The sequence below is a fragment of the Streptomyces sp. NPDC003016 genome, from assembly GCF_053591455.1.
In genome coordinates, this window is sequence record NZ_JBSFTV010000014.1 from 21,322 (window position 1) to 41,974 (window position 20,653).

Sequence of the window (20,653 nt, forward strand, 5' to 3'; positions counted from 1 at the left end):
ACTTTCCTGCTCGACCTCCGCGCCGCTTTCCCCCGGCGCGGCATCCCCGCCGGTCAGGCGGCGAAGGAGATGGTTCACGTGTCCGCTACGCCCGTGCTGGCGTTGCGAGGGGTCTCCAAGCGGTTCGGTGCCGTCCAGGCGCTCACCGACGTAGAGCTTGAGGTCCACGCCGGTGAAGTGGTCGCCCTGGTGGGCGACAACGGCGCCGGAAAGTCCACGCTGGTCAAGACGATCGCCGGCGTGCACCCCATCGATGACGGTGTCATCGAGTGGGAAGGCAGCGCCGTACAGATCAACAAGCCCCACGACGCCCAGAGCCTCGGCATCGCGACCGTCTACCAGGACCTCGCGCTGTGCGACAACATCGACGTCGTGGGCAACCTCTACCTCGGCCGGGAGCTCCGCAGGCGCGGCGTCCTCGACGAGGTCGAGATGGAGCGCCGCGCCCGCGAGCTCCTCACCACGCTGTCCATCCGCATCCCGAGCGTGCGCATCCCGATCGCCTCGCTCTCCGGCGGTCAGCGCCAGACCGTGGCCATCGCCCGCTCCATGCTCGGCGAGCCCAGGCTCGTCATCCTCGACGAGCCGACCGCGGCCCTCGGTGTCGAGCAGACCGCGCAGGTCCTCGACCTCGTCGAGCGGCTGCGCGACCGTGGCCACGCGGTCATCCTCATCAGCCACAACATGGCGGACGTCAAGGCCGTCGCGGACAAGGTGGCGGTCCTGAGGCTGGGTCGCAACAACGGCGTCTTCGACGTCGCGTCCACCTCGCAGGAAGAGATCATTTCAGCCATCACCGGTGCCACGGAGAACGCCGTGACCCGCCGTGCGGCGCGCAACGCGGAGGTCCAGAAGTGAGCACCGACAAGACCTCCACGCCCGTCGAGGAGTCAGCACCGGTCGACGCGCCGGCGCCCGCCCCCGCCGCCGTCACGGCCGTCGACCCGCGCCTGCTCGTGCGCGAGCAGGGCTTCGCCGGCTACCTCTCCGAGTTCAAGCGCAAGATGCGCGCCGGCGACCTGGGCTCCATACCCGTCGTCATCGGCCTGATCGTCATCTGGGCGATCTTCCAGGGCCTGAACTCGAACTTCCTGTCCGCGGGCAACCTCAGCAACATCGCCGTCTCCATGGTCGCCACCGGCATGATGGCCGTCGGCATCATCTTCGTGCTGCTGCTCGGCGAGATCGACCTCTCCGTCGGCTCGGTCAGCGGCGTCTCGGGCGCCATCGTCGCCGTACTCAGCGTCACCAACGGCATCAACGAATGGCTCGCGATCGTCGCCGCGATCGTCGGCGGCGCCCTCATCGGCGCGATCCACGGCTTCTTCTTCGCCCGGATCGGCGCCCCCGCCTTCGCCGTCACCCTGTCCGGCCTGCTGTTCTGGCAGGGCTTCATGCTCCAGCTGCTCGGCAGCAACGGCACGATCAACCTGGACTCCGAGGGCCTGGTCGGCCGGCTCACGACGTACTACTTCTCGGACGTCGCCGCCGCCTACGGCCTCGCCGTGGTCGCCGTCGCCGCCTTCTTCCTCTCCTCCTTCACCGACAGCCGCCGCCGCGAGGCCGCGGGCGTCCCGTCCCGGCCGCTCAGCGAGATCGTCCTGCGCACGGCGCTGCTCGCCGTCCTGGCCTTCGCCGCCGCGGCCACCTTCAACCAGTACAAGGGCCTGCCGCTCGCGGTGCTGTTCTTCCTCCTGGTGCTGGTGGCGTCCGACTTCGTACTCCGCCGCACCACCTACGGCCGCAAGGTCTTCGCACTGGGCGGCAGCGTCGAGGCGTCCCGGCGGGCCGGCATCAACGTCACGGCGGTCCGGATCTCGGTCTTCGCCATCGCCGGTACGTTCGCGGCCGTCGGCGGCCTGTTCTGGGCCTCCAAGATCGCCGCGGCCAACCAGAGCGCCGGCGCCGGCGACCTGCTGATGAACGTCATCGCGGCGGCCGTCATCGGCGGCACCAGCCTCTTCGGCGGCCGCGGCCGCACCTGGAACGCGCTCCTCGGCGTCATGGTGATCACCTCGATCCAGTACGGCCTGGCCCTCGAGGGCATCGCCACCCCGATCCAGTACATGATCACCGGTGGTGTCCTGCTGGCGACCGTCGTGATCGACTCCGTCACCCGCAAGACCCAGAAGACGGCGGGCCGCGCCTGACCGCTTCACCTCAGGCGTGCCCGGCACCGGACCCCGGTGCCGGGCACGCCTGCGCGTACGCCCGGCCCCGGCTCGGGCCCCGGCCGACGCGTGGCGCGGAACCCGCCGCCCGATGACTACAGTCGCGGGCGGAACATTAGACTCGACAGACCGGCAAGCAGACAGTTCAACTGCAAGGAGGCACGGGTGGCGCTGCTGACCCGCATCACGGGACCGCGCGATCTGGACCGGCTCACCCCGGAGCAGCTGGACCGGCTGGCCGCCGAGATCCGGACATTTCTCGTCGACGAGGTCTCGAAGACCGGCGGACACCTGGGGCCCAACCTCGGTGTGGTCGAGCTGACGATCGCTCTCCACCGTGTCTTCGAGTCGCCGAAGGACAAGATCCTCTTCGACACCGGACACCAGAGTTACGTCCACAAGCTGCTCACCGGCCGCCAGGACTTCTCGAAGCTGAAGATGAAGGGCGGCCTGTCCGGCTACCCCTCGCGCGCCGAGTCCGAGCACGACGTGATCGAGAACTCGCACGCCTCGACCGTCCTGGGCTGGGCCGACGGTCTCGCCAAGGCCAACGAGGTCCTGAAGAAGGACGACCGCGTCGTCGCCGTCATCGGTGACGGCGCGCTCACCGGCGGCATGGCCTGGGAGGCGCTGAACAACATCGCCGTCGCCAAGGACCGCCCGCTCGTGATCGTCGTCAACGACAACGAACGTTCGTACGCCCCGACCATCGGCGGCCTCGCGAACCACCTCGCGACCCTGCGCACCACCGACGGCTACGAGCGCTTCCTCGCCCGCGGCAAGGACATCCTGGAGCGCACGCCGGTCGTCGGCCGCCCGCTCTACGAGACCCTGCACGGCGCGAAGAAGGGCCTCAAGGACTTCATCGCCCCGCAGGGCATGTTCGAGGACCTCGGTCTGAAGTACGTCGGCCCGATCGACGGCCACGACATCGAGGCCCTGGAGTCCGCGCTCCAGCGCGCCAAGCGCTTCGGCGGCCCCGTCATCGTGCACTGCCTCACCGAGAAGGGCCGCGGCTACCAGCCGGCCCTCGCCGACGAGGCGGACCGCTTCCACGCCGTCGGCAAGATCCACCCCGACACGGGCCTGCCGATCGCCTCCTCGGGCGTCGACTGGACCTCGGTGTTCGGCGAGGAGATGGTCAAGCTCGGCAAGGAGCGCGAGGACATCGTCGCGATCACCGCCGCGATGCTCCAGCCGGTCGGCCTCGACAGGTTCGCGAAGGCGTTCCCGGGCCGGGTGTACGACGTCGGGATCGCCGAGCAGCACGGCGCGGTCTCCGCGGCGGGCCTGGCCACCGGCGGCCTGCACCCCGTCTTCGCCGTGTACGCGACCTTCCTCAACCGGGCCTTCGACCAGGTCCTGATGGACGTCGCCCTGCACCAGTGCGGCGTCACCTTCGTCCTGGACCGGGCGGGCGTCACCGGCACCGACGGCGCCTCGCACAACGGCATGTGGGACATGTCGATCCTCCAGTGCGTCCCGACACTGCGGATCGCCGCCCCGCGCGACGCGGACCAGGTCCGCGCCCAGCTGCGCGAGGCCGTCGAGGTCGACGACGCGCCCACCGTCGTCCGCTTCTCCAAGGGCGCGGTCGGCCCCGCGGTCAAGGCCGTGGGCAAGGCCGGCGCCATGGACATCCTGCGCAGGCCCGTCGAAGGCGCCGCGGACGTCCTGCTCGTCTCCGTGGGCGCGCTCGCGCCGATGTGCCTGGAGATCGCCGACCTCCTCGACCGGCAGGGCATCACCACGACCGTCGTCGACCCGCGCTGGGTCAAGCCGGTCGACGAGGCGCTCGCGCCGCTCGCCGAGCAGCACCGCGTCGTCGTCACCGTCGAGGACAACAGCCGCGCCGGCGGTGTCGGCTCCGCGATCGCCCAGGCGCTGCGGGACGCGGGCGTCGACGTACCGCTGCGCGACTTCGGCATCCCGCCGCGCTTCCTCGACCACGCCTCCCGCAAGGAGGTCATGGCCGAGATCGGTCTGACGGCCCCGGACATCGCCCGCCAGGTGACGGGTCTGGTGGCCAGGCTGGACGGCCGTCTGGAGGCCGCGCCGGCCGAGGCCGCGCGCGACTGACGCGTCCCGGACGCGTCCCGTACGGACAGGAGGCCCGCCCCGAGCAGAAGCTCGGGGCGGGCCTCTCGCGTTTCGGTCGGCCGAAAGGGTCAACTCGCAGGACCGGTACGCATACCGGTCCGTGCCTCCCATCGGGTGAAAGAGGGCGGCGGTCCTCGTGGGAAGTGACCGGTTCACTCACGATCATGACTGAAACTCGCTCACTTCAAGGTTGGGCGACAGCCGACAGTCGGAGGTACGCCGGTGAGTACGCAGCACGACCCAGGGCCGGTCAAAGGCGGCATGTTCCGCACCAAGACGGTCGAACAGTCGATCCGCGACACGGAGGAGCCGGAGCACGAGCTCAAGAAGTCCCTCTCCGCGCTGGACCTGACGGTCTTCGGAGTCGGTGTCATCATCGGCACCGGCATCTTCGTCCTCACGGGCAAGGTGGCCAAGGAGACGGCGGGCCCCGCGACCGCCCTCGCCTTCGTCGCCGCCGGCATCGTCTGCGCGCTCGCCGCACTCTGTTACGCCGAGTTCGCCTCCACCGTCCCGGTGGCCGGTTCCGCGTACACCTTCTCGTACGCCTCACTCGGCGAGCTGGTCGCCTGGACCATCGGCTGGGACCTGGTCCTCGAATTCGCCCTGGGCACGGCGGTGGTGGCCGTCGGCTGGTCGGGCTACGTCCGCTCGCTGATGGACAACATCGGCTGGAGCATGCCCGAAGTGCTCTCCGGGCCCGAAGCGGCGGACGGGTTCGGCTTCGACCTGCTGGCGTTCGTCCTGGTCCTGCTGCTCACGGTCATCCTGGTGGTCGGCGTGAAGCTCTCCGCACGGGTCACCGCGCTGGTGGTCGCCATCAAGGTGACCGTGGTGCTGATCGTGATCGTCGCGGGCTCGTTCTTCATCAAGGCCGACAACTACTCGCCCTTCGTCCCCGACCCCGTGCAGCAGCCCGCCGGATCGGGCATGGACGCCCCCCTGGTCCAGCTGATCTTCGGTTACGCGCCCACCAACTTCGGCGTCATGGGCATCTTCACCGCCGCCTCGGTCGTCTTCTTCGCCTTCATCGGCTTCGACGTCGTGGCCACCGCCGCCGAGGAGACCAAGCTCCCGCAGCGCGACATGCCGCGCGGCATCCTCGGCTCGCTCCTCATCTGCACCGTGCTGTACGTCGCCGTGTCGCTCGTGGTCACCGGCATGCAGCACTACGGCGAACTGTCGGTGAGCGCCCCGCTCGCCGACGCGTTCAAGGCCACCGGGCACCCCTTCTACGCCGGTGTCATCAGCTTCGGCGCCGCGGTCGGCCTCACCACGGTCTGCATGATCCTGCTGCTCGGCCAGACCCGGGTGTTCTTCGCGATGAGCCGCGACGGGCTGCTCCCGCGCTTCTTCTCCGTCACGCACCCGAAGTTCCGCACCCCGTACCGCCCGACCATCCTGCTCGGTGTGCTCATCGCGATCATCGCGGGGTTCACCAGCCTCGAAGAGCTCGCGACGCTGGTGAACATCGGCACGCTCTTCGCGTTCGTCGTCGTCGCCCTCGGCGTGATCGTCCTGCGCCGGACCCGGCCCGACCTGCCCCGCGCCTTCCGTACGCCGCTGGTGCCGCTCGTCCCGATCCTCTCGGTGGCCGCCTCCCTCTGGCTGATGCTCAATCTGCCGGCCGAGACCTGGCTGCGGTTCGCCATCTGGATGGCGCTGGGCTACGTGCTGTACTTCGCGTACGGCCGCGGCCACAGCCGCCTCGGCCGCCTCGGCGACGGCGCCAAGTACTAGGTACGGGCACCGGGTACGGGGCCGCTGCCTCCGGCGGACGCGGTTCTGTCCCCGGCCCGCTCCGGCTCCGTACGCCCCGCTCCGGCGGGGGCCGCGGAGCCGGACGGCCCGGCGCGCGTGCGCACGCGGCCGACGGCCTCGCTCCCGCGCGTGACCACGCCGGAACGGACCGCCTTCTCGCGCAAGACATCCGGCCGCCGCTCCCTACGGCCCGTCCGAGCCGCCCGGCCGGGGCCGCACGGTGCGCGGCCCCGCGCACCGTGCGCCATGCGCCTCCACGCGCTGCCTGAGCTCCCGGTCGGCGGTGACGACGAGGACGGCCGCCCCCTTGCCCGTCTCCTCCGCGACCACCTCGACGATCCGGTCGTCGCCGCTGCCGGGCGCCGCCTCGACCCGTACGCCGGGCACGGAGGTGACGCCACGGGCGGCGCCCTCGACCACGAGGACCACGGAGAGCGGGCCGGGGTGGCCCGGGAGGCCCTCGTCGGCGTACACCCGGAGGCGGTCGCGCAGGCGCTCGGCGGCCCCGTGGCGGTCGCGCCACCAGCCGTCGGGGACGGATCCGACGACATTGGCAGCGTCCACGACGACCAGGGTTCTCATACCGTTCTCTTAGCACGAGCATGCTGGACGAACCAGCGTCATCAGGCAAAACGCTATGCTTGTTCGATACCACGGAGAACCGAAGAGCCGATGCACAGAAGGTTGGCGTGACGCCATGAGGCCGCGGAGCGCGCGTAAGGCCGAGCCGATTTCCTCCTCCCCGTCCGGCCGTCCCCCGCTCGCGACCGGGCCGGGGACGAGCCGGTGGCTTCTGCGCGGCAGGGACGGCCGGCTCACCGCCTACGCCCCCACCGACGGCGGGCTGCTGCGCTGGACGGAGACGGCTCCGGGCGGCCCCGGGTGGGAGGGCCCGCGGTTCTTCCCGGCGCCCGGCATCGAGGACATCGTCCTCGCCCAGGGACCCGACGGCTATGTGCACTTCGTCGGCCGGCGCCAGAAGGCCGGGGCGGTGGACATCGTGCACGCCATCCAGTATCAGACCGGCCGCCCGCTGACCGCCTGGCACTCCCTCGGCAACCCGTACCAGGCGGCCGGACGCGGTCTCAGGATCGGCATCCCGGCCGCCGCCGTCAACACGGCCGGCTCGGTCCACGTCTTCGTACGCAACGCCGGGCGCGGCCTCCAGATGCGCCGTCAGGCCGCGAACGGCACGTGGGAAGGCTGGAAGGACCTGCGCGGCAGCAAGGCCCACGACGGTCCGGTCGCGGTGGCCACGGCGTCCGGCACGGTGGAGGTCCTCGTCCCGGCGGAGGCCGGGGTGCTGCGCTGGACGCAGGAGAAGCCCGGGGGCGGGCTGACACGGGCCGAGGACGTCCCACTGTCCCCGGTGGTCCGTACGGTCACCGGTCTGGAGACCACCGACGACCGCGTCACGTACTACTGGAACGACCCCGACTCCCAGGGCATCACCGCCCACCGCCCCGGCGAGGACTCCACCGCCCTGTCCGGCAGCCCCGCGGACAGCCCGCCCGCCGCCCTGCGCGCCGAGATCGGCGGCCACGACTGCACGGTCCTGGCCCACCGCGGCAGCGACGGCCGGCCCGTGCTCGCGGCGTGCCTGACGCAGGCCGAGGGCGACGGGGTGTGGTGGACCGCCACGGGCGGGGAATGCGTGGGCGCGCCGGCGCTGGCGGTCGACGGCGCGGGCCGCGTCGTCCTCGCGGCGATCGGCCGGGACGGCGCGCTGCACGTGGCCCGTCAGAAGCCGGAGGAGGGCCTGGCCCTGGCGGCCTGGACCCGCGTCTGACCTCACCCGTCCCTCAACGCCTGTGCCCGGCACGCCTCTTGGCGGGCCGGGCACAGGCGCGTACGGCGGACGGTGTTACGCCGGGACGCTCGCCACGCCCTGCGGCAGGAACTTCCTGCCGTTCACGCGCTCCGCGTAGCCCTCGCGGTCCAGGTACGGCGTGATGCCGCCCAGGTGGAAGGGCCAGCCGGCCCCCGTGATCAGGCAGAGGTCGATGTCCTGCGCCTCGGCGACGACACCCTCCTCCAGCATCAGCCCGATCTCCTGCGCCACGGCCTCCATGACGCGGGTGCGGACCTGCTCCTCCGTCAGGACGGTGTCGCCCTGCTTGAGGAGAGCGGCGACCTCGGGGTCCAGCTCGGGCTTGAACCCGTTCTCGGCGGAGTAGACGTAGAAGCCGCGCTTGCCGGCCTTGACGACCGCCGCCAGGTTCGGGGACACCGTGAAGCGCTCCGGGAAGGCGCGGTTCAGGGTCTCCGAGACGTGCAGACCGATGGCCGGGCCGACCAGCTCGAGGAGCACCAGCGGGGACATCGGCAGACCGAGCGGCTCGATGGCCTTCTCGGCCGTCTCGACCGGGGTGCCCTCGTCGATGACGTTCTGGATCTCGCCCATGAAGCGGGTCAGGATGCGGTTCACGACGAACGCCGGGGCGTCCTTGGTGAGGACCGCGGTCTTCTTCAGCTTCTTCGCCACGCCGAAGGCGGTGGCCAGCGACGCGTCGTCCGTCTTCTCGCCGCGCACGATCTCCAGGAGGGGGAGGATCGCGACCGGGTTGAAGAAGTGGAAGCCGACCACACGCTCGGGGTGCCGCAGCTTCGACGCCATCTCGGAGACGGACAGCGACGAGGTGTTGGTCGCCAGGATCGCGTGGGCGGGGGCCACGGCCTCCACCTCCGCGAACACCTTCTGCTTGACCGACATCTCCTCGAACACGGCCTCGATGACGAAGTCCGCGTCCGCGAAGCCCTCGGCCTTGTCGAGCACACCGGAGACCAGGCCCTTGAGACGGTTGGCCCTGTCCTGGTTGATGCGGCCCTTGCCGAGCAGCTTCTCGATCTCGGCGTGGACGTAGCCCACACCCTTGTCGACGCGCTCCTGGTCGATGTCGGTCAGGACGACCGGCACCTCCAGGCGGCGCAGGAACAGCAGGGCGAGCTGCGAGGCCATCAGGCCGGCGCCGACGACACCGACCTTGGTGACCGGGCGGGCCAGCGACTTGTCCGGAGCGCCGGCCGGCCGCTTGGCGCGCTTCTGCACCAGGTTGAAGGCGTAGATGCCGGAGCGCAGTTCGCCGCCCATGATCAGGTCGGCGAGCGCGGTGTCCTCGGCGTCGAAGCCCTTCCGCAGGTCGCCGTCCTTGGCCGCCTCGATGATCTCCAGGGCGCGGTACGCCGCCGGGGCCGCGCCGTGCACCTTGGAGTCCGCGATGGCCCTGCCGCGCGCGACGGCCTGGTCCCAGGCCTCGCCGCGGTCGATCTCCGGCCGTACGACCTGGAGCTCGCCGCGCAGCACGGACGCGGTCCAGATCAGCGACTGCTCCAGGAAGTCCGCGCCCTCGAAGATCGCGTCGGCGATCCCGAGCTCGTAGACCTGGGCGCCCTTGAGCTGCTTGTTCTGGTTGAGCGAGTTCTCGATGATGACCGAGACCGCCCGGTCGGCGCCGATCAGGTTCGGCAGCAGCGCGCAGCCGCCCCAGCCGGGCACCAGGCCGAGGAAGACCTCCGGCAGCGAGAACGCGGGGAGCGCGGCCGAGACCGTGCGGTAGGTGCAGTGCAGACCGGCCTCGACGCCGCCGCCCATCGCCGCGCCGTTGTAGTACGCGAAGGTCGGGACAGCGAGTCCGGACAGACGGCGGAAGACGTCGTGGCCGCCCTTGCCGATCGCCAGCGCGTCCTCGTGGCGCTTCAGCAGCTCGACGCCCTTGAGGTCGGCGCCGACGGCGAAGATGAACGGCTTGCCGGTGAGGCCGACGCCGACGATCGTGCCCTCGGCCGCCTCCTTCTCGACCTGGTCGATGGCCAGGTCGAGGTTGGCCAGCGACTGCGGGCCGAAGGTGGTCGGCTTGGTGTGGTCGAAGCCGTTGTCCAGCGTGATCAGCGCGAACCGGCCCGCACCCGCGGGCAGCTCGAAGTGCCGTACGTGGGCGCTGGTGACGACCTCGTCCGGGAACAGCGCGGCCGCACCCTTCAAAAGCTCAGCGGTGGTGGTCACTTGCTGCCTCCGGCGTCCTTGTGGTTCGGGTTCTCCCAGATGACGGTGGCGCCCATGCCGAAGCCGACGCACATCGTGGTGAGGCCGTAGCGGACCTCCGGCTGCTCCTCGAACTGGCGGGCCAGCTGCGTCATCAGACGCACGCCGGAGGAGGCCAGCGGGTGACCGTAGGCGATGGCGCCGCCGTACTGGTTGACGCGCGCGTCGTCGTCGGCGATGCCGTAGTGCTCCAGGAACGCGAGGACCTGGACCGCGAAGGCCTCGTTGATCTCGAAGAGGTTGATGTCCTCGATGGACAGACCCGCCTTGGCGAGGGCCTTCTCCGTGGCCGGGATCGGGCCGTAGCCCATGACCTCGGGCTCGACGCCGGCGAAGGCGTACGAGACGAGGCGCATCTTGACCGGCAGGCCGTTCTCGCGGGCGAAGTCCTCGGAGGCGATGATCGAGGCGGTGGCGCCGTCGTTCAGACCGGCCGCGTTACCGGCGGTGACGTTGCCGTGGACGCGGAACGGCGTCTTCAGGTTCGCCAGCGACTCCAGGGTCGTGCCCGGGCGCATCGGCTCGTCGGCGGTGACCAGGCCCCAGCCCGTCTCACCGGCCTCGGCGTTCGTGCGGCGGACCGAGACCGGTACCAGGTCGGCCTGGATCCTGCCGTCGGCGTACGCCTTGGCGGCCTTCTCCTGCGAGCGCACGGCGTACTCGTCGGCGCGCTGCTTGGTGATGCCCGGGTAGCGGTCGTGCAGGTTCTCGGCGGTCATGCCCATGAAGAGGGCGGACTCGTCGACCAGCTTCTCGCTCACGAACCGCGGGTTCGGGTCGACGCCCTCGCCCATCGGGTGGCGGCCCATGTGCTCGACGCCACCGGCGATCACGGCGTCGTACGCGCCGAAGGCGATCGAGCCGGCGGTCGCCGTCACGGCGGTCAGCGCGCCCGCGCACATGCGGTCGATGGAGTAGCCGGGGACGGACTGCGGCAGACCGGCGAGGATGCCGGCGGTGCGGCCGAGCGTGAGGCCCTGGTCACCGATCTGCGTGGTCGCGGCGATGGCGACCTCGTCGATCTTCGCGGGGTCGAGGGCCGGGTTGCGGCGCAGCAGCTCCCGGATCGCCTTCACGACGAGATCGTCGGCGCGGGTCTCGTGGTAAATGCCCTTCGGGCCCGCCTTGCCGAACGGGGTGCGGACGCCGTCGACGAAGACGACATCCCTGACGGTACGAGGCACGATTGGCTCTCCTCCAGGGTGCGGGGTGGCACTGCTGCACACACGGCACGCCGCGTGGGCGTGTTGCGTACCGCCATGCTACTTGCGGGTAACCAAGCTGCCCACCCCCCACGACGGGAGCGGCGAAGGTCACACGGGGAAGCCCCCGGCCGCAGGCGGTCGGGGGCTTGCGCGCGGAGCGGTCTCGGCGCCCGCGGTCAGGCGGCCGCCGTCGCGGCCAGCGCCTTGGTCAGCAGCGGCGCCACCAGCTCGATCTGCCACTGACGCGCGCCGTACGACGCCAGCGAAGCCGCCACCGCGTCCTGCGTCGCGTCCTTCGGCGGCTCCCAGCAGACCCGTCGCACCGTGTCCGGGGTGATCACGTTCTCCTGAGGCATCTTCAGCTCCTCGGCGAGCGCCGAGACCGCCGCCCGCGCGGCCGACAGCCGGGCCGCCGCCGTGGGGTCCTTGTCCGCCCAGGAGCGCGGCGGGGGCGGGCCCGTCACCGCGGCTCCCGGCTGCGGAAGCTCCGAATCGGGCAGTGCCTTGGCGCGGTCGACGATCCCCTGCCACTGCTCCAGCTGCCGGCGTCCCATGCGGTGGCCGAAGCCGGGCAGCGCGGACAGGGCCTGCACGGTCGCCGGCACGGCCAGCGCCGCCTCGACGATCGCGGTGTCGCTGAGCACCTTGCCGGGCGACACGTCACGGCGCTGGGCGATCCGGTCCCGGGCGTTCCACAGCTCCCGCACGATCGCCATCTGCCGTCGGCGGCGCACCTTGTGCATCCCCGACGTACGGCGCCACGGGTCCTTGCGGGGCGGTGCGGGCGGGGCCGACGCGATGGCGTCGAACTCCTGACGGGCCCACTCCAGCTTCCCCTGCCGGTCGAGCTCCTTCTCCAGCGCGTCCCGCAGGTCGACGAGCAGCTCCACGTCGAGCGCGGCGTAGCGCAGCCAGGGCTCGGGCAGCGGGCGGGTGGACCAGTCGACCGCGGAGTGGCCCTTCTCCAGGGCGTATCCGAGGACCGACTCGACCATCGCGCCCAGACCCACGCGCGGGAACCCCGCGAGCCGGCCCGCCAGCTCCGTGTCGAAGAGCCGGGTGGGCACCATGCCTATTTCGCGCAGGCACGGAAGGTCCTGCGTGGCGGCGTGGAGGATCCACTCGCTGCCGGCGAGGGCTTCCCCCAGGGCGGAGAGGTCGGGACAGCCGACCGGGTCGACGAGCGCGCTGCCCGCGCCTTCGCGGCGCAGCTGTACGAGGTAGGCCCGCTGCCCGTACCGGTATCCGGACGCCCGCTCGGCGTCGACGGCCACGGGTCCGGTGCCGCGGGCGAAAGCCGCGACGACTTCGTCGAGCGCCTCTTGGGTGGCAACCACCGGCGGAATGCCTTCGCGAGGCTCCAACAGGGGAATCGGCGCCGTCTCGACGTCGACCGGGGGGGCGCCCCCGGGGTTTCGCAGGTCTGGCTCTGCTGCGGTCTCTTGGGCGTCGGTCACGTGTAAAGGGTATCTGCACGAGCGAACGGCTGACCTGCACTCGTCCATGAAAGTGCGGGTGACCTGCGAGAACCAGTCCCGGCGCGATGCCCCCCGAAGGTGCCCTCCCCAGGCGCCGCAATGAGGGGCGCCCACCGGCGGAACGTTCCGCCAGTGAGCGCGTGGGGGATGTGACGGGGGAGGTGGATCGATCAGTGGATGATGCCGGTGCGCAGTGCCACCGCGACCATCCCGGCACGGTCGCCCGTGCCGAGCTTGCGCGCGATGCGGGCGAGGTGGCTCTTGACCGTCAGGGCGGAGAGCCCCATCGAGACACCGATCGCCTTGTTCGACTGGCCTTCCGCGACCAGTCTGAGCACCTCGACCTCGCGGCCGGAGAGCTCGCGGTAGCCGCCCGGGTGGCTCGGGGCACCCGGGGGGCGGCGCTGCATGCGTGCGGCCACGGCGCCGATGGGGGCGGCGCCGGGGCGGGTGGGGTGCCCGATGTTGTTGCGCGTGCCGGTGACGACATAGCCCTTGACGCCGCCCGCGAGGGCGTTGCGTACGGCACCGATGTCGTCGGCGGCGGAGAGGGCGAGCCCGTTGGGCCAGCCCGCGGCGCGGGTTTCGGACAGCAGGGTCAGCCCGGAACCGTCGGGCAGATGGACGTCGGCAACGCAGATGTCGCGCGGGCTGCCGACGCGGGGACGTGCCTCCGCGATGGACGACGCCTCGATGACGTCACGTACTCCAAGGGCCCACAGATGGCGGGTGACGGTGGAGCGGACGCGCGGGTCGGCCACGACGACCATGGCCGTCGGCTTGTTAGGGCGGTAGGCGACCAGGCTTGCGGGCTGCTCGAGGAGAACGGACACCAGGCCTCCTGGGGGAGTGGCGGAACTCGCCGGCTCGGGGAAGTAGCCGGGGAACCGTGCTGAAGGGTCATTGACCTCTTCGGCAGCAGTGCCGCTCTCCTTTAGGGAAAGATCACGATTTGGTGAGTAACAATTCGGGCAATTCGGATGCGTGATCGGTCGGGTGGAGAATCGCCCGTACGGCGCACGCAAAAGGGGCGCGCCCTGTCGGCGCGCCCCCGTGTCACCTGCTAATGCACCTGCGGACCCCGCCGCTGCGGCAGCGACACCACGCCGGCGTCCACGGAACCCGGCCCCTGGGGGGCCGCCGGAGGCAGCCCCGCGATCTGCGCCAGCAGGTCGCACCAGGCCGCCAGGTGCGCCGCCGTGTCGGGCACCCCGCCGCGCCCCTCGCGCGGCGTCCACGACGCCCTGATCTCGATCTGCGTCGCGGGCCTGCGCTCGGCCAGGCCGCCGAAGTAGTACGAGCCGGCCCGCGTCACGGTGCCGCTCGCCTCCGCGTACGACAGGCCGCGTGCCTCCAGGGCGCCCGTCAGCCAGGACCAGCTCACCTCGGGAAGCAGCGGATCGGACGCCATCTCCGGTTCCAGTTCCGCCCGTACGAGCGTCACCAGCCGGAACGTTCCGTGCCAGGCGTCGTGGCCCGCCGGGTCGTGCAGGAGCACGAGCCGGCCGTCCGCCAGATCCTCGTCGCCGTGGACGACCGCCGCCTCCAGCGCGTACGCGTACGGCGCGAGCCGCTGGGGCGGGCGGGTCGGTTCCACCTCCAGTTCGGGACGCAGGCGTGCCGAGCCCAGGGCGTCGACCGCCTGACGGAACGCGAGCGGAACGGAGTCGCCCCCCGTGCCGCCCCTGCCGTCAGCTTCATCCTCATCCGAAAGTCGTCCCTGAGCCGGAGCCATGCGGGGAAGAGTAGGCGGAACGTGCGCCTCGCGCAGGGAAGGACACCCGCCCCGCGACAACCGCTTCGGCCCGCGTGCGAAGATTTGGAGGTGAGTGCCAACGACCGCCGCCCCACGGGCAGCCCGCAGAGCCAGACGTACGACTCGACCTTCCTGAAGGCGTGCAGGCGCGAGCCGGTGCCGCACACGCCGGTCTGGTTCATGCGGCAGGCGGGACGCTCGCTGCCGGAGTACCTGAAGGTGCGCGAGGGCATCCCGATGCTGGAGTCGTGCATGCGGCCCGAGCTGGTCACCGAGATCACGCTGCAGCCCGTACGCCGCCACGGCGTCGACGCGGCCATCTTCTTCAGCGACATCGTGGTGCCGCTCAAGGCCATCGGCATCGACCTCGACATCAAGCCCGGCGTCGGTCCGGTGATCGCCGAGCCGATCCGTACGCGGGCCGATCTCGCGCGGCTGCGCGACCTCACGCCCGAGGACGTCACGTACGTCACCGAGGCGATCGGGATGCTCACGCGTGAGCTCGGGTCCACTCCGCTCATCGGATTCGCGGGCGCGCCTTTCACCCTCGCGAGTTACCTCGTGGAGGGCGGCCCCTCGCGCAACCACGAGCACACCAAGGCCCTGATGTACGGCGACCCGCAGCTGTGGGCCGACCTCCTCGACCGGCTCGCGGAGATCACCGGGGCCTTCCTGAAGGTGCAGATCGAGGCGGGCGCGTCCGCCGTCCAGCTCTTCGACTCCTGGGTCGGGGCGCTCGCCCCCGCCGACTACACGCGCTCCGTGAGGCCCGCCTCGGCGAAGGTCTTCGACGCGGTGGCGTCGTACGGCGTACCGCGCATCCACTTCGGTGTGGGCACGGGCGAGCTGCTCGGCCTGATGGGCGAGGCCGGCGCGGATGTCGTCGGCGTCGACTGGCGGGTCCCGATGGACGAGGCCGCGCGCCGCGTCGGCCCCGGCAAGGCGCTCCAGGGCAACCTCGACCCCGCGGTCCTCTTCTCGACGCCGGACGCGGTCATGGCGAAGACGGACGAGGTGCTGGCCGCGGCGGCGGGTCTGGAGGGCCACATCTTCAACCTGGGCCACGGAGTCCTGCCGACGACGGATCCCGACGCGCTGACCCGCCTGACGGAGTACGTCCACACGCGCACGGCGGCGCGCTAGGGGCCAGGGGCGGACGTCTGCGGCGGGCCTCTTCCCCGTCCCTTCCCGAACCGGGGGCAAGCCCCCGGCCCCCCGGGCGCCCTCCGGGCCTGTCCTCGGACGCCGGACGGGCTGGACGGTGCCCCTGGGCGACTTCGGCCCCTCCGGCGTTCGAGGAGCGGGCCCGGGGCAGCGCCCCGGTTCGGAGCCCGCCGCAGGCGCCCGCTCCCTACGCACCCCCCGCCCGCACCGCCGCGGCCGCCTTCCGGGCCGCCACCAGCACCGGGTCCCACACCGGGGAGAACGGCGGGGCGTAGCCCAGGTCCAGGGCAGTCATCCGGTCCACCGTCATGCCGGCGGTGAGTGCGACCGCCGCGATGTCGACGCGCTTGCCCGCCCCCTCGCGGCCGACGATCTGGACGCCGAGCAGCCGCCCCGTCCGACGCTCCGCGGTCATCTTCACCGTCATCGGCGACGCGCCGGGGTAGTACCCGGCGCGGCTCGTGGACTCGATCGTCGCGGTCACGAACTGAAGCCCCTCCGCGCGCGCGTCCTTCTCGCGCAGACCGGTGCGCGCGATCTCCAGGTCGCAGACCTTGCTGACCGCCGTGCCGACGACACCGGGGAACGTCGCGTAGCCGCCGCCCACGTTCGAGCCGATCACCTGGCCGTGCTTGTTCGCGTGCGTGCCGAGCGCGATGTGGCGCTGGCGGCCCGAGACGAGGTCGAGCACCTCGACGCAGTCGCCGCCCGCCCAGATGTTGTCGTGGCCCCTCACGCGCATCGACAGGTCGGTGACCAGCCCTCCGTACGACCCGACCGGCAGCCCCGCCTCACGCGCCAGGCCGGTCTCCGGTTCGACGCCGAGGCCGAGGACGACGACGTCCGCGGGGTAGGTGTCCTCGTCCGTGGCGACCGCCCTGACGCGGCCGTCGTCGCCGGTGAGGATCTTGGTGACCTCGGCGCCGGAGACGGTCGTGATGCCCATGCCGTTCATCGCCTCGTGGACGAGGCGTCCCATGTCCGGGTCGAGGGTGGACATCGGCTGCTCGCCCCGGTTCAGGACGGTCACCTCGTACCCGCGGCCGACCAGCGCCTCCGCCATCTCGACGCCGATGTAGCCCGCCCCGACGACCACCGCGCGCCGCCCCCCGGTCCGGTCCAGGGAGTCGATCAGGGCCTGGCCGTCGTCGAGGGTCTGCACGCCGTGCACGCCCGGGGCGTCGATGCCCGGCAGTGGCGGGCGGACGGGCCGGGCGCCGGTCGCGACGACCAGCTTGTCGAAGCCGGTCCAGGACTCCTCGCCCGATGCGAGGTCGCGCGAGCGGACCCGGCCGGCCGCCACGTCGATCGCGGTGACCTCGGTGCGGATCCGCAGGTCGATGTCGCGCGCGCGGTGCTCCTCGGGCGTACGGGCGATCAGCTCGTCCCGCTCCGTGACGGCTCCGCCGACCCAGTACGGGATGCCGCAGGCCGAGTACGACGTGAAGTGACCGCGCTCGAAGGCGACGATCTCCAGTTCGTCCCGGCCCTTGAGCCTGCGGGCCTGCGATGCGGCGGACATGCCCGCCGCATCGCCGCCGATGACCACCAGTCGCTCCGCCGCTGCCATGGCGTGTCCTCTCAGTCCGTACGTCCACGTCCGGAAGGACACGCTACGTGCGGGGGCTACTCCTGCGGCTCCTCCCGCTTCTTTTCCCGCGGCTCCCCGGCGGGCGCGGAGGAGGCGGGGACGGTCCCGGCCGGCGGGAACGGCGCCCCGGTGGCCCCCGTGCCGGTGACGGTCGCGGGCACGGCCGTCCGCCGTTGCGGCAGGCGGCCCCGCAGCAGCCGCCACACGACGTACACCAGGGCGAGCGCCGCGGCGAACGGGGCCACCGCGCCGAGCGCCATCGCGACCCACTTCAGGGTGGTGACGAAGGCGTCCCAGCCGCCCCCGAGCGCGTCCGTGAACCCCGGGTCGTCGTTCTCCCCGGCCTTCTCCCCGGCTTCGGGCTCGGAGAGTTCGAGGGTGAGGGTCGCCAGGGTCGTACGGTCCTTGAGCGACGCCTGCCGGGCGAGGAGGGCCTCCAACTCGGTCTGACGGGTGTTCAGCTCCCCTTCGAGCATGACCACGTCGCTGATCCTGGTGGCCCGGTCCATCATGTCCCGTACGCGCGCGACGCTGGTGCGCATCGACTTGATGCGGCTGTCGACGTCCACCACCTGGTCGGTGACGTCCCTGTCCTCGGCCTTGAGGTTCAGCAGCTTGCCGGTGCCGGCGAGCTGCTTCCGCACGGCGCCGTACTCCTCCTGCGGGACGCGCAGGACGATGCGGGACCGGACATGGCCGTCGTCGAGCCGCTCGGTGGTCTCGTCGCCGACGACGCCCCCGGCGTTCTCGGCCGCCGTACGGGCCGTGGCGAGCGCCTTCGTGGCGTCGGCGACCTCGACCGAGAGCGTCGCGGTGCGGATGACGTGGGTCTTGGCGAGCGCCGGCTTCTTCGCCCCGGTCTCCTGGGCGGGCCCCTTCGCTCCCGAGTCGGCCGCGACGCCGTCGCCGGGCGCCCTCTCCGCCTGCCCCCCGGCCGGAGCGTCGGCCGCGCTCCTGCTGCCGTTCGCACCGCTGTCGGAGGCGCCGCATCCGCCGAGCGCCAGCGAAGCGGTGAGCAGAGCGGCCGCGAGGACCTTGGAAGAACGGTGCCCGGACGTACGTGCTGCACGCATGTCGGTTCCCCCCGAACGTCGTGGTGGATGTTGCCGGTTCGACGTACGGGGCGGGGGAGCGGGTTGCCGTTTCCCGGTCCCGAAGCGGTCACGGTCAGGACTCGTTCCGGGTTTGAGAGAGTGGACCCCATGAACGTGGAATCTCGCACGGGCCGTGTCGTCGTCATCGGCGGCGGAATCTCCGGGCTCGCCGCCGCCCACCGGCTGGTCGGCGCCGGTGCGTGCGTGACCCTGCTGGAGGCGACGGACCGGCTCGGCGGCAAGCTCCTGGCGGGCGAGATCGCGGGCGCGCCCGTCGACCTGGGCGCCGAGTCGATGCTCGCCCGGCGCCCCGAGGCGGTCGCCCTGGCCCGTGCGGTGGGACTCGGCGACCGGCTCCAGCCGCCCGCCACCGCCACCGCCTCGCTGTGGAACCGCGGCACCCTCACCCCCATGCCCAAGGGGCACGTGATGGGTGTCCCGAGCGACCCGGCGGTGCTCGGCGGCGTCCTCTCGAAGGACGCCCTCGCCCGGATGCGCCGCGACCACGAACTGCCGCGCACCGAGGTCGGCGACGACATCGCCATCGGCGCGTACGTCGCGGCCCGCCTCGGCCGGGAGGTCGTCGACCGGCTGGTGGAGCCGCTGCTCGGCGGCGTGTACGCCGGTGATGTGTACCGGACGTCGATGCGTGCCGCCGTACCGCAGCTCTTCGAGGCGGCGCGGACGTACGACTCGCTCCTCGACGGCGTACGGGAGATCCAGCGGCGGGCGGGCGAGACGCAGCGGACCGGGCCCGTCTTCACGGGGATCGAGGGAGGCATCGGCACGCTGCCCGGCGCCGTCGCCGACGCCGTGCGCGCCCGGGGCGGCGAGATCCTCCTGCGCACGCCCGTGCTCGGGCTGACGCGTGACGCCGGCGGCTGGCAGGTGCGTACCGAGGAGCGGGTGATCGCGGCCGGCGCCGTCGTCCTCGCGGCCCCCGCCTGGTCCGCCGCCGCGCTGCTCGCCGCCGAGTCGCCGGCCGCGGCCGCCGAGCTGTCCGCCGTCGAGTACGCGTCGATGGCCCTGGTCACCATGGCGTTCCGGCGCCGGGACGTGGAGGAGATGCCCGAGGGGTCCGGCTTCCTGGTGCCGCCCGTGGACGGGCGGACCATCAAGGCGGCCACCTTCTCGACCCGCAAGTGGGGCTGGGTGGACGCCTCGGCCCCCGACCTGTTCGTCCTGCGCACCTCCGTCGGCCGCTACGGCGAGGAGGAGCACCTGCACCGCGAGGACGACGAGCTCGTCGACGTGTCCCTGCGGGATCTGGGTGCGGCGACCGGCCTCGCCGCCGTCCGCCCCGTGGCCACCGAGGTGACCCGGTGGACCGGCGGTCTGCCGCAGTACCCCGTCGGCCACCTCGGCCGGGTCGCGCGGGTGCGCGGCGAGGTCGCGAAGCTGCCGGGACTGCGGGTCTGCGGGGCGGCGTACGACGGTGTGGGCATCCCCGCGTGCATCGCGAGCGGCACCCGCGCGGCCGACGAGATCATGCTCACCCCGGACCCGGCGCGGGGCACGGATCACGGCACGGGAGAATAGGGACATGACTGATGCTCCGGAGACTGTGACATCCCCCCGAGGCCCGAACGCCGGCAAGAAGGCCAAGGACCTCAACGACGTCATCCGCTACACCCTGTGGTCCGTCTTCAAGCTGCGCGACGTGCTCCCCGAGGACCGCGCCGGCTTCGCCGACGAGGTCCAGGAGCTGTTCGACCAGCTCGCCGCCAAGGACGTCACCGTGCGCGGCACGTACGACGTGTCGGGGCTGCGCGCCGACGCGGACGTCATGATCTGGTGGCACGCGGAGACCGCGGACCAGCTCCAGGAGGCGTACAACCTCTTCCGCCGCACCAGGCTGGGCCGCGCGCTGGAGCCGGTCTGGTCGAACATGGCGCTGCACCGCCCCGCCGAGTTCAACAAGTCGCACATCCCGGCGTTCCTGGCCGACGAGACGCCGCGCAACTACGTCTCGGTCTACCCCTTCGTGCGCTCGTACGACTGGTACCTGCTGCCGGACGAGGACCGTCGCCGCATGCTCGCCGACCACGGCAAGATGGCGCGCGGCTACCCGGACGTGCGCGCCAACACGGTCGCCTCGTTCTCGCTCGGCGACTACGAGTGGCTGCTGGCCTTCGAGGCCGACGAGCTCTACCGCATCGTCGACCTGATGCGTCACCTGCGCGCCTCCGAGGCCCGCATGCACGTGCGCGAAGAGGTGCCCTTCTACACCGGCCGGCGCAAGTCGGTCGCAGACCTGGTGGCGGGCCTCGCCTGAGCGGCGGCCCGCCACC

The 20,653-nt window shown here is 71.9% G+C and carries 16 protein-coding genes; 8 read left to right on the plus strand and 8 right to left on the minus strand.

Going from position 1 to position 20,653, the window contains the following annotated elements; genetic code table 11:
• Positions 1 to 69 precede the first annotated feature (69 nt).
• The 4 genes from ACWDZ4_RS14325 (at position 70) to ACWDZ4_RS14340 (ending at position 6,011) form a co-directional block, all read left to right on the plus strand.
• Positions 70 to 858, plus strand: a complete 789-nt coding sequence (locus tag ACWDZ4_RS14325; protein ID WP_451508691.1) for an ATP-binding cassette domain-containing protein — start codon at positions 70 to 72, stop codon at positions 856 to 858.
• Entirely contained in the window at positions 855 to 2,150 is a 1,296-nt protein-coding gene (locus ACWDZ4_RS14330; RefSeq protein ID WP_451508692.1) for a sugar ABC transporter permease, read from the plus strand. The genes ACWDZ4_RS14325 and ACWDZ4_RS14330 overlap by 4 nt, the downstream gene beginning before the upstream one ends.
• 186 nt (positions 2,151 to 2,336) lie before the next feature.
• Positions 2,337 to 4,250, plus strand: coding sequence for a 1-deoxy-D-xylulose-5-phosphate synthase (dxs, locus tag ACWDZ4_RS14335; RefSeq protein WP_451508693.1), 1,914 nt, complete (start codon positions 2,337 to 2,339; stop codon positions 4,248 to 4,250).
• Between the two features lie 282 nt (positions 4,251 to 4,532).
• Positions 4,533 to 6,011: an amino acid permease gene (locus tag ACWDZ4_RS14340; RefSeq protein WP_451508811.1), complete on the plus strand. Its 1,479-nt coding sequence runs from the start codon at positions 4,533 to 4,535 to the stop codon at positions 6,009 to 6,011.
• A gap of 204 nt (positions 6,012 to 6,215) precedes the next feature.
• Here the strand turns inward: ACWDZ4_RS14340 and ACWDZ4_RS14345 are convergent, their stop codons facing one another.
• Positions 6,216 to 6,614 carry an NTP pyrophosphohydrolase gene (locus tag ACWDZ4_RS14345; protein ID WP_451508694.1) on the minus strand — a complete coding sequence of 133 codons (399 nt, stop codon included), beginning with the start codon at positions 6,612 to 6,614 and terminating at the stop codon, positions 6,216 to 6,218.
• A 115-nt stretch (positions 6,615 to 6,729) separates the two neighbouring features.
• On the opposite strand from ACWDZ4_RS14345, the gene ACWDZ4_RS14350 reads away from it, so the two are divergent.
• The gene (locus ACWDZ4_RS14350) at positions 6,730 to 7,821 is read left to right on the plus strand and encodes a hypothetical protein (RefSeq protein WP_451508695.1); all 1,092 of its coding nucleotides are present in this window, start codon (positions 6,730 to 6,732) and stop codon (positions 7,819 to 7,821) included.
• Between the two features lie 75 nt (positions 7,822 to 7,896).
• Here ACWDZ4_RS14350 and ACWDZ4_RS14355 read toward each other — a convergent pair whose 3' ends face one another.
• The 5 genes from ACWDZ4_RS14355 to ACWDZ4_RS14375 form a co-directional block, all read right to left on the minus strand.
• Positions 7,897 to 10,035 (minus strand): 3-hydroxyacyl-CoA dehydrogenase NAD-binding domain-containing protein, encoded by a 2,139-nt coding sequence (locus tag ACWDZ4_RS14355; protein WP_451508696.1) that lies wholly within the window; start codon positions 10,033 to 10,035, stop codon positions 7,897 to 7,899.
• A complete protein-coding gene (locus ACWDZ4_RS14360) occupies positions 10,032 to 11,258 on the minus strand; it encodes a thiolase family protein (protein ID WP_451508697.1) in 1,227 nt (408 codons plus the stop codon). Before ACWDZ4_RS14360 ends, ACWDZ4_RS14355 begins: the two co-directional genes overlap by 4 nt.
• A gap of 197 nt (positions 11,259 to 11,455) precedes the next feature.
• The gene (locus ACWDZ4_RS14365; RefSeq protein ID WP_451508698.1) at positions 11,456 to 12,736 is read right to left on the minus strand and encodes an HRDC domain-containing protein; all 1,281 of its coding nucleotides are present in this window, start codon (positions 12,734 to 12,736) and stop codon (positions 11,456 to 11,458) included.
• 191 nt (positions 12,737 to 12,927) lie between these two features.
• Positions 12,928 to 13,590: a LuxR C-terminal-related transcriptional regulator gene (locus tag ACWDZ4_RS14370; protein ID WP_450259832.1), complete on the minus strand. Its 663-nt coding sequence runs from the start codon at positions 13,588 to 13,590 to the stop codon at positions 12,928 to 12,930.
• 230 nt (positions 13,591 to 13,820) lie between these two features.
• Positions 13,821 to 14,492, minus strand: coding sequence for a DUF3000 domain-containing protein (locus tag ACWDZ4_RS14375; RefSeq protein WP_451508699.1), 672 nt, complete (start codon positions 14,490 to 14,492; stop codon positions 13,821 to 13,823).
• Positions 14,493 to 14,582: 90 nt separating this feature from the next.
• Here ACWDZ4_RS14375 and hemE point away from each other — a divergent pair, with 90 nt between their 5' ends.
• Positions 14,583 to 15,656, plus strand: coding sequence for a uroporphyrinogen decarboxylase (hemE, locus tag ACWDZ4_RS14380; RefSeq protein WP_451508700.1), 1,074 nt, complete (start codon positions 14,583 to 14,585; stop codon positions 15,654 to 15,656).
• 208 nt (positions 15,657 to 15,864) lie between these two features.
• Here the strand turns inward: hemE and ACWDZ4_RS14385 are convergent, their stop codons facing one another.
• Together ACWDZ4_RS14385 and ACWDZ4_RS14390 are read right to left on the minus strand one after the other, a co-directional pair.
• A complete protein-coding gene (locus ACWDZ4_RS14385; protein ID WP_451508701.1) occupies positions 15,865 to 17,247 on the minus strand; it encodes an FAD-dependent oxidoreductase in 1,383 nt (460 codons plus the stop codon).
• A 56-nt stretch (positions 17,248 to 17,303) separates the two neighbouring features.
• Positions 17,304 to 18,341, minus strand: a complete 1,038-nt coding sequence (locus tag ACWDZ4_RS14390) for a DUF4349 domain-containing protein (protein WP_451508702.1) — start codon at positions 18,339 to 18,341, stop codon at positions 17,304 to 17,306.
• 129 nt (positions 18,342 to 18,470) lie between these two features.
• Between ACWDZ4_RS14390 and hemG the strand changes: the two genes are divergently transcribed.
• Complete coding sequence (hemG, locus tag ACWDZ4_RS14395; RefSeq protein ID WP_451508703.1) at positions 18,471 to 19,901, plus strand: protoporphyrinogen oxidase; 1,431 nt, start codon at positions 18,471 to 18,473, stop codon at positions 19,899 to 19,901.
• 4 nt (positions 19,902 to 19,905) lie between these two features.
• Positions 19,906 to 20,637, plus strand: a complete 732-nt coding sequence (hemQ, locus tag ACWDZ4_RS14400; RefSeq protein WP_451508704.1) for a hydrogen peroxide-dependent heme synthase — start codon at positions 19,906 to 19,908, stop codon at positions 20,635 to 20,637.
• Positions 20,638 to 20,653 lie beyond the last annotated feature (16 nt).

Coding starts and splice junctions, on each gene's coding strand:
- hemQ (WP_451508704.1), top strand. CDS start 19,906: ATGACTGATGCTCCGGAGACTGTGACATCCCCCCGAGGCCCGAACGCC.
- ACWDZ4_RS14385 (WP_451508701.1), bottom strand. CDS start 17,247: ATGGCAGCGGCGGAGCGACTGGTGGTCATCGGCGGCGATGCGGCGGGC.
- ACWDZ4_RS14375 (WP_451508699.1), bottom strand. CDS start 14,492: ATGGCTCCGGCTCAGGGACGACTTTCGGATGAGGATGAAGCTGACGGC.
- hemG (WP_451508703.1), top strand. CDS start 18,471: ATGAACGTGGAATCTCGCACGGGCCGTGTCGTCGTCATCGGCGGCGGA.
- ACWDZ4_RS14340 (WP_451508811.1), top strand. CDS start 4,533: ATGTTCCGCACCAAGACGGTCGAACAGTCGATCCGCGACACGGAGGAG.
- ACWDZ4_RS14350 (WP_451508695.1), top strand. CDS start 6,730: ATGAGGCCGCGGAGCGCGCGTAAGGCCGAGCCGATTTCCTCCTCCCCG.
- ACWDZ4_RS14345 (WP_451508694.1), bottom strand. CDS start 6,614: ATGAGAACCCTGGTCGTCGTGGACGCTGCCAATGTCGTCGGATCCGTC.
- ACWDZ4_RS14390 (WP_451508702.1), bottom strand. CDS start 18,341: ATGCGTGCAGCACGTACGTCCGGGCACCGTTCTTCCAAGGTCCTCGCG.
- ACWDZ4_RS14325 (WP_451508691.1), top strand. CDS start 70: ATGGTTCACGTGTCCGCTACGCCCGTGCTGGCGTTGCGAGGGGTCTCC.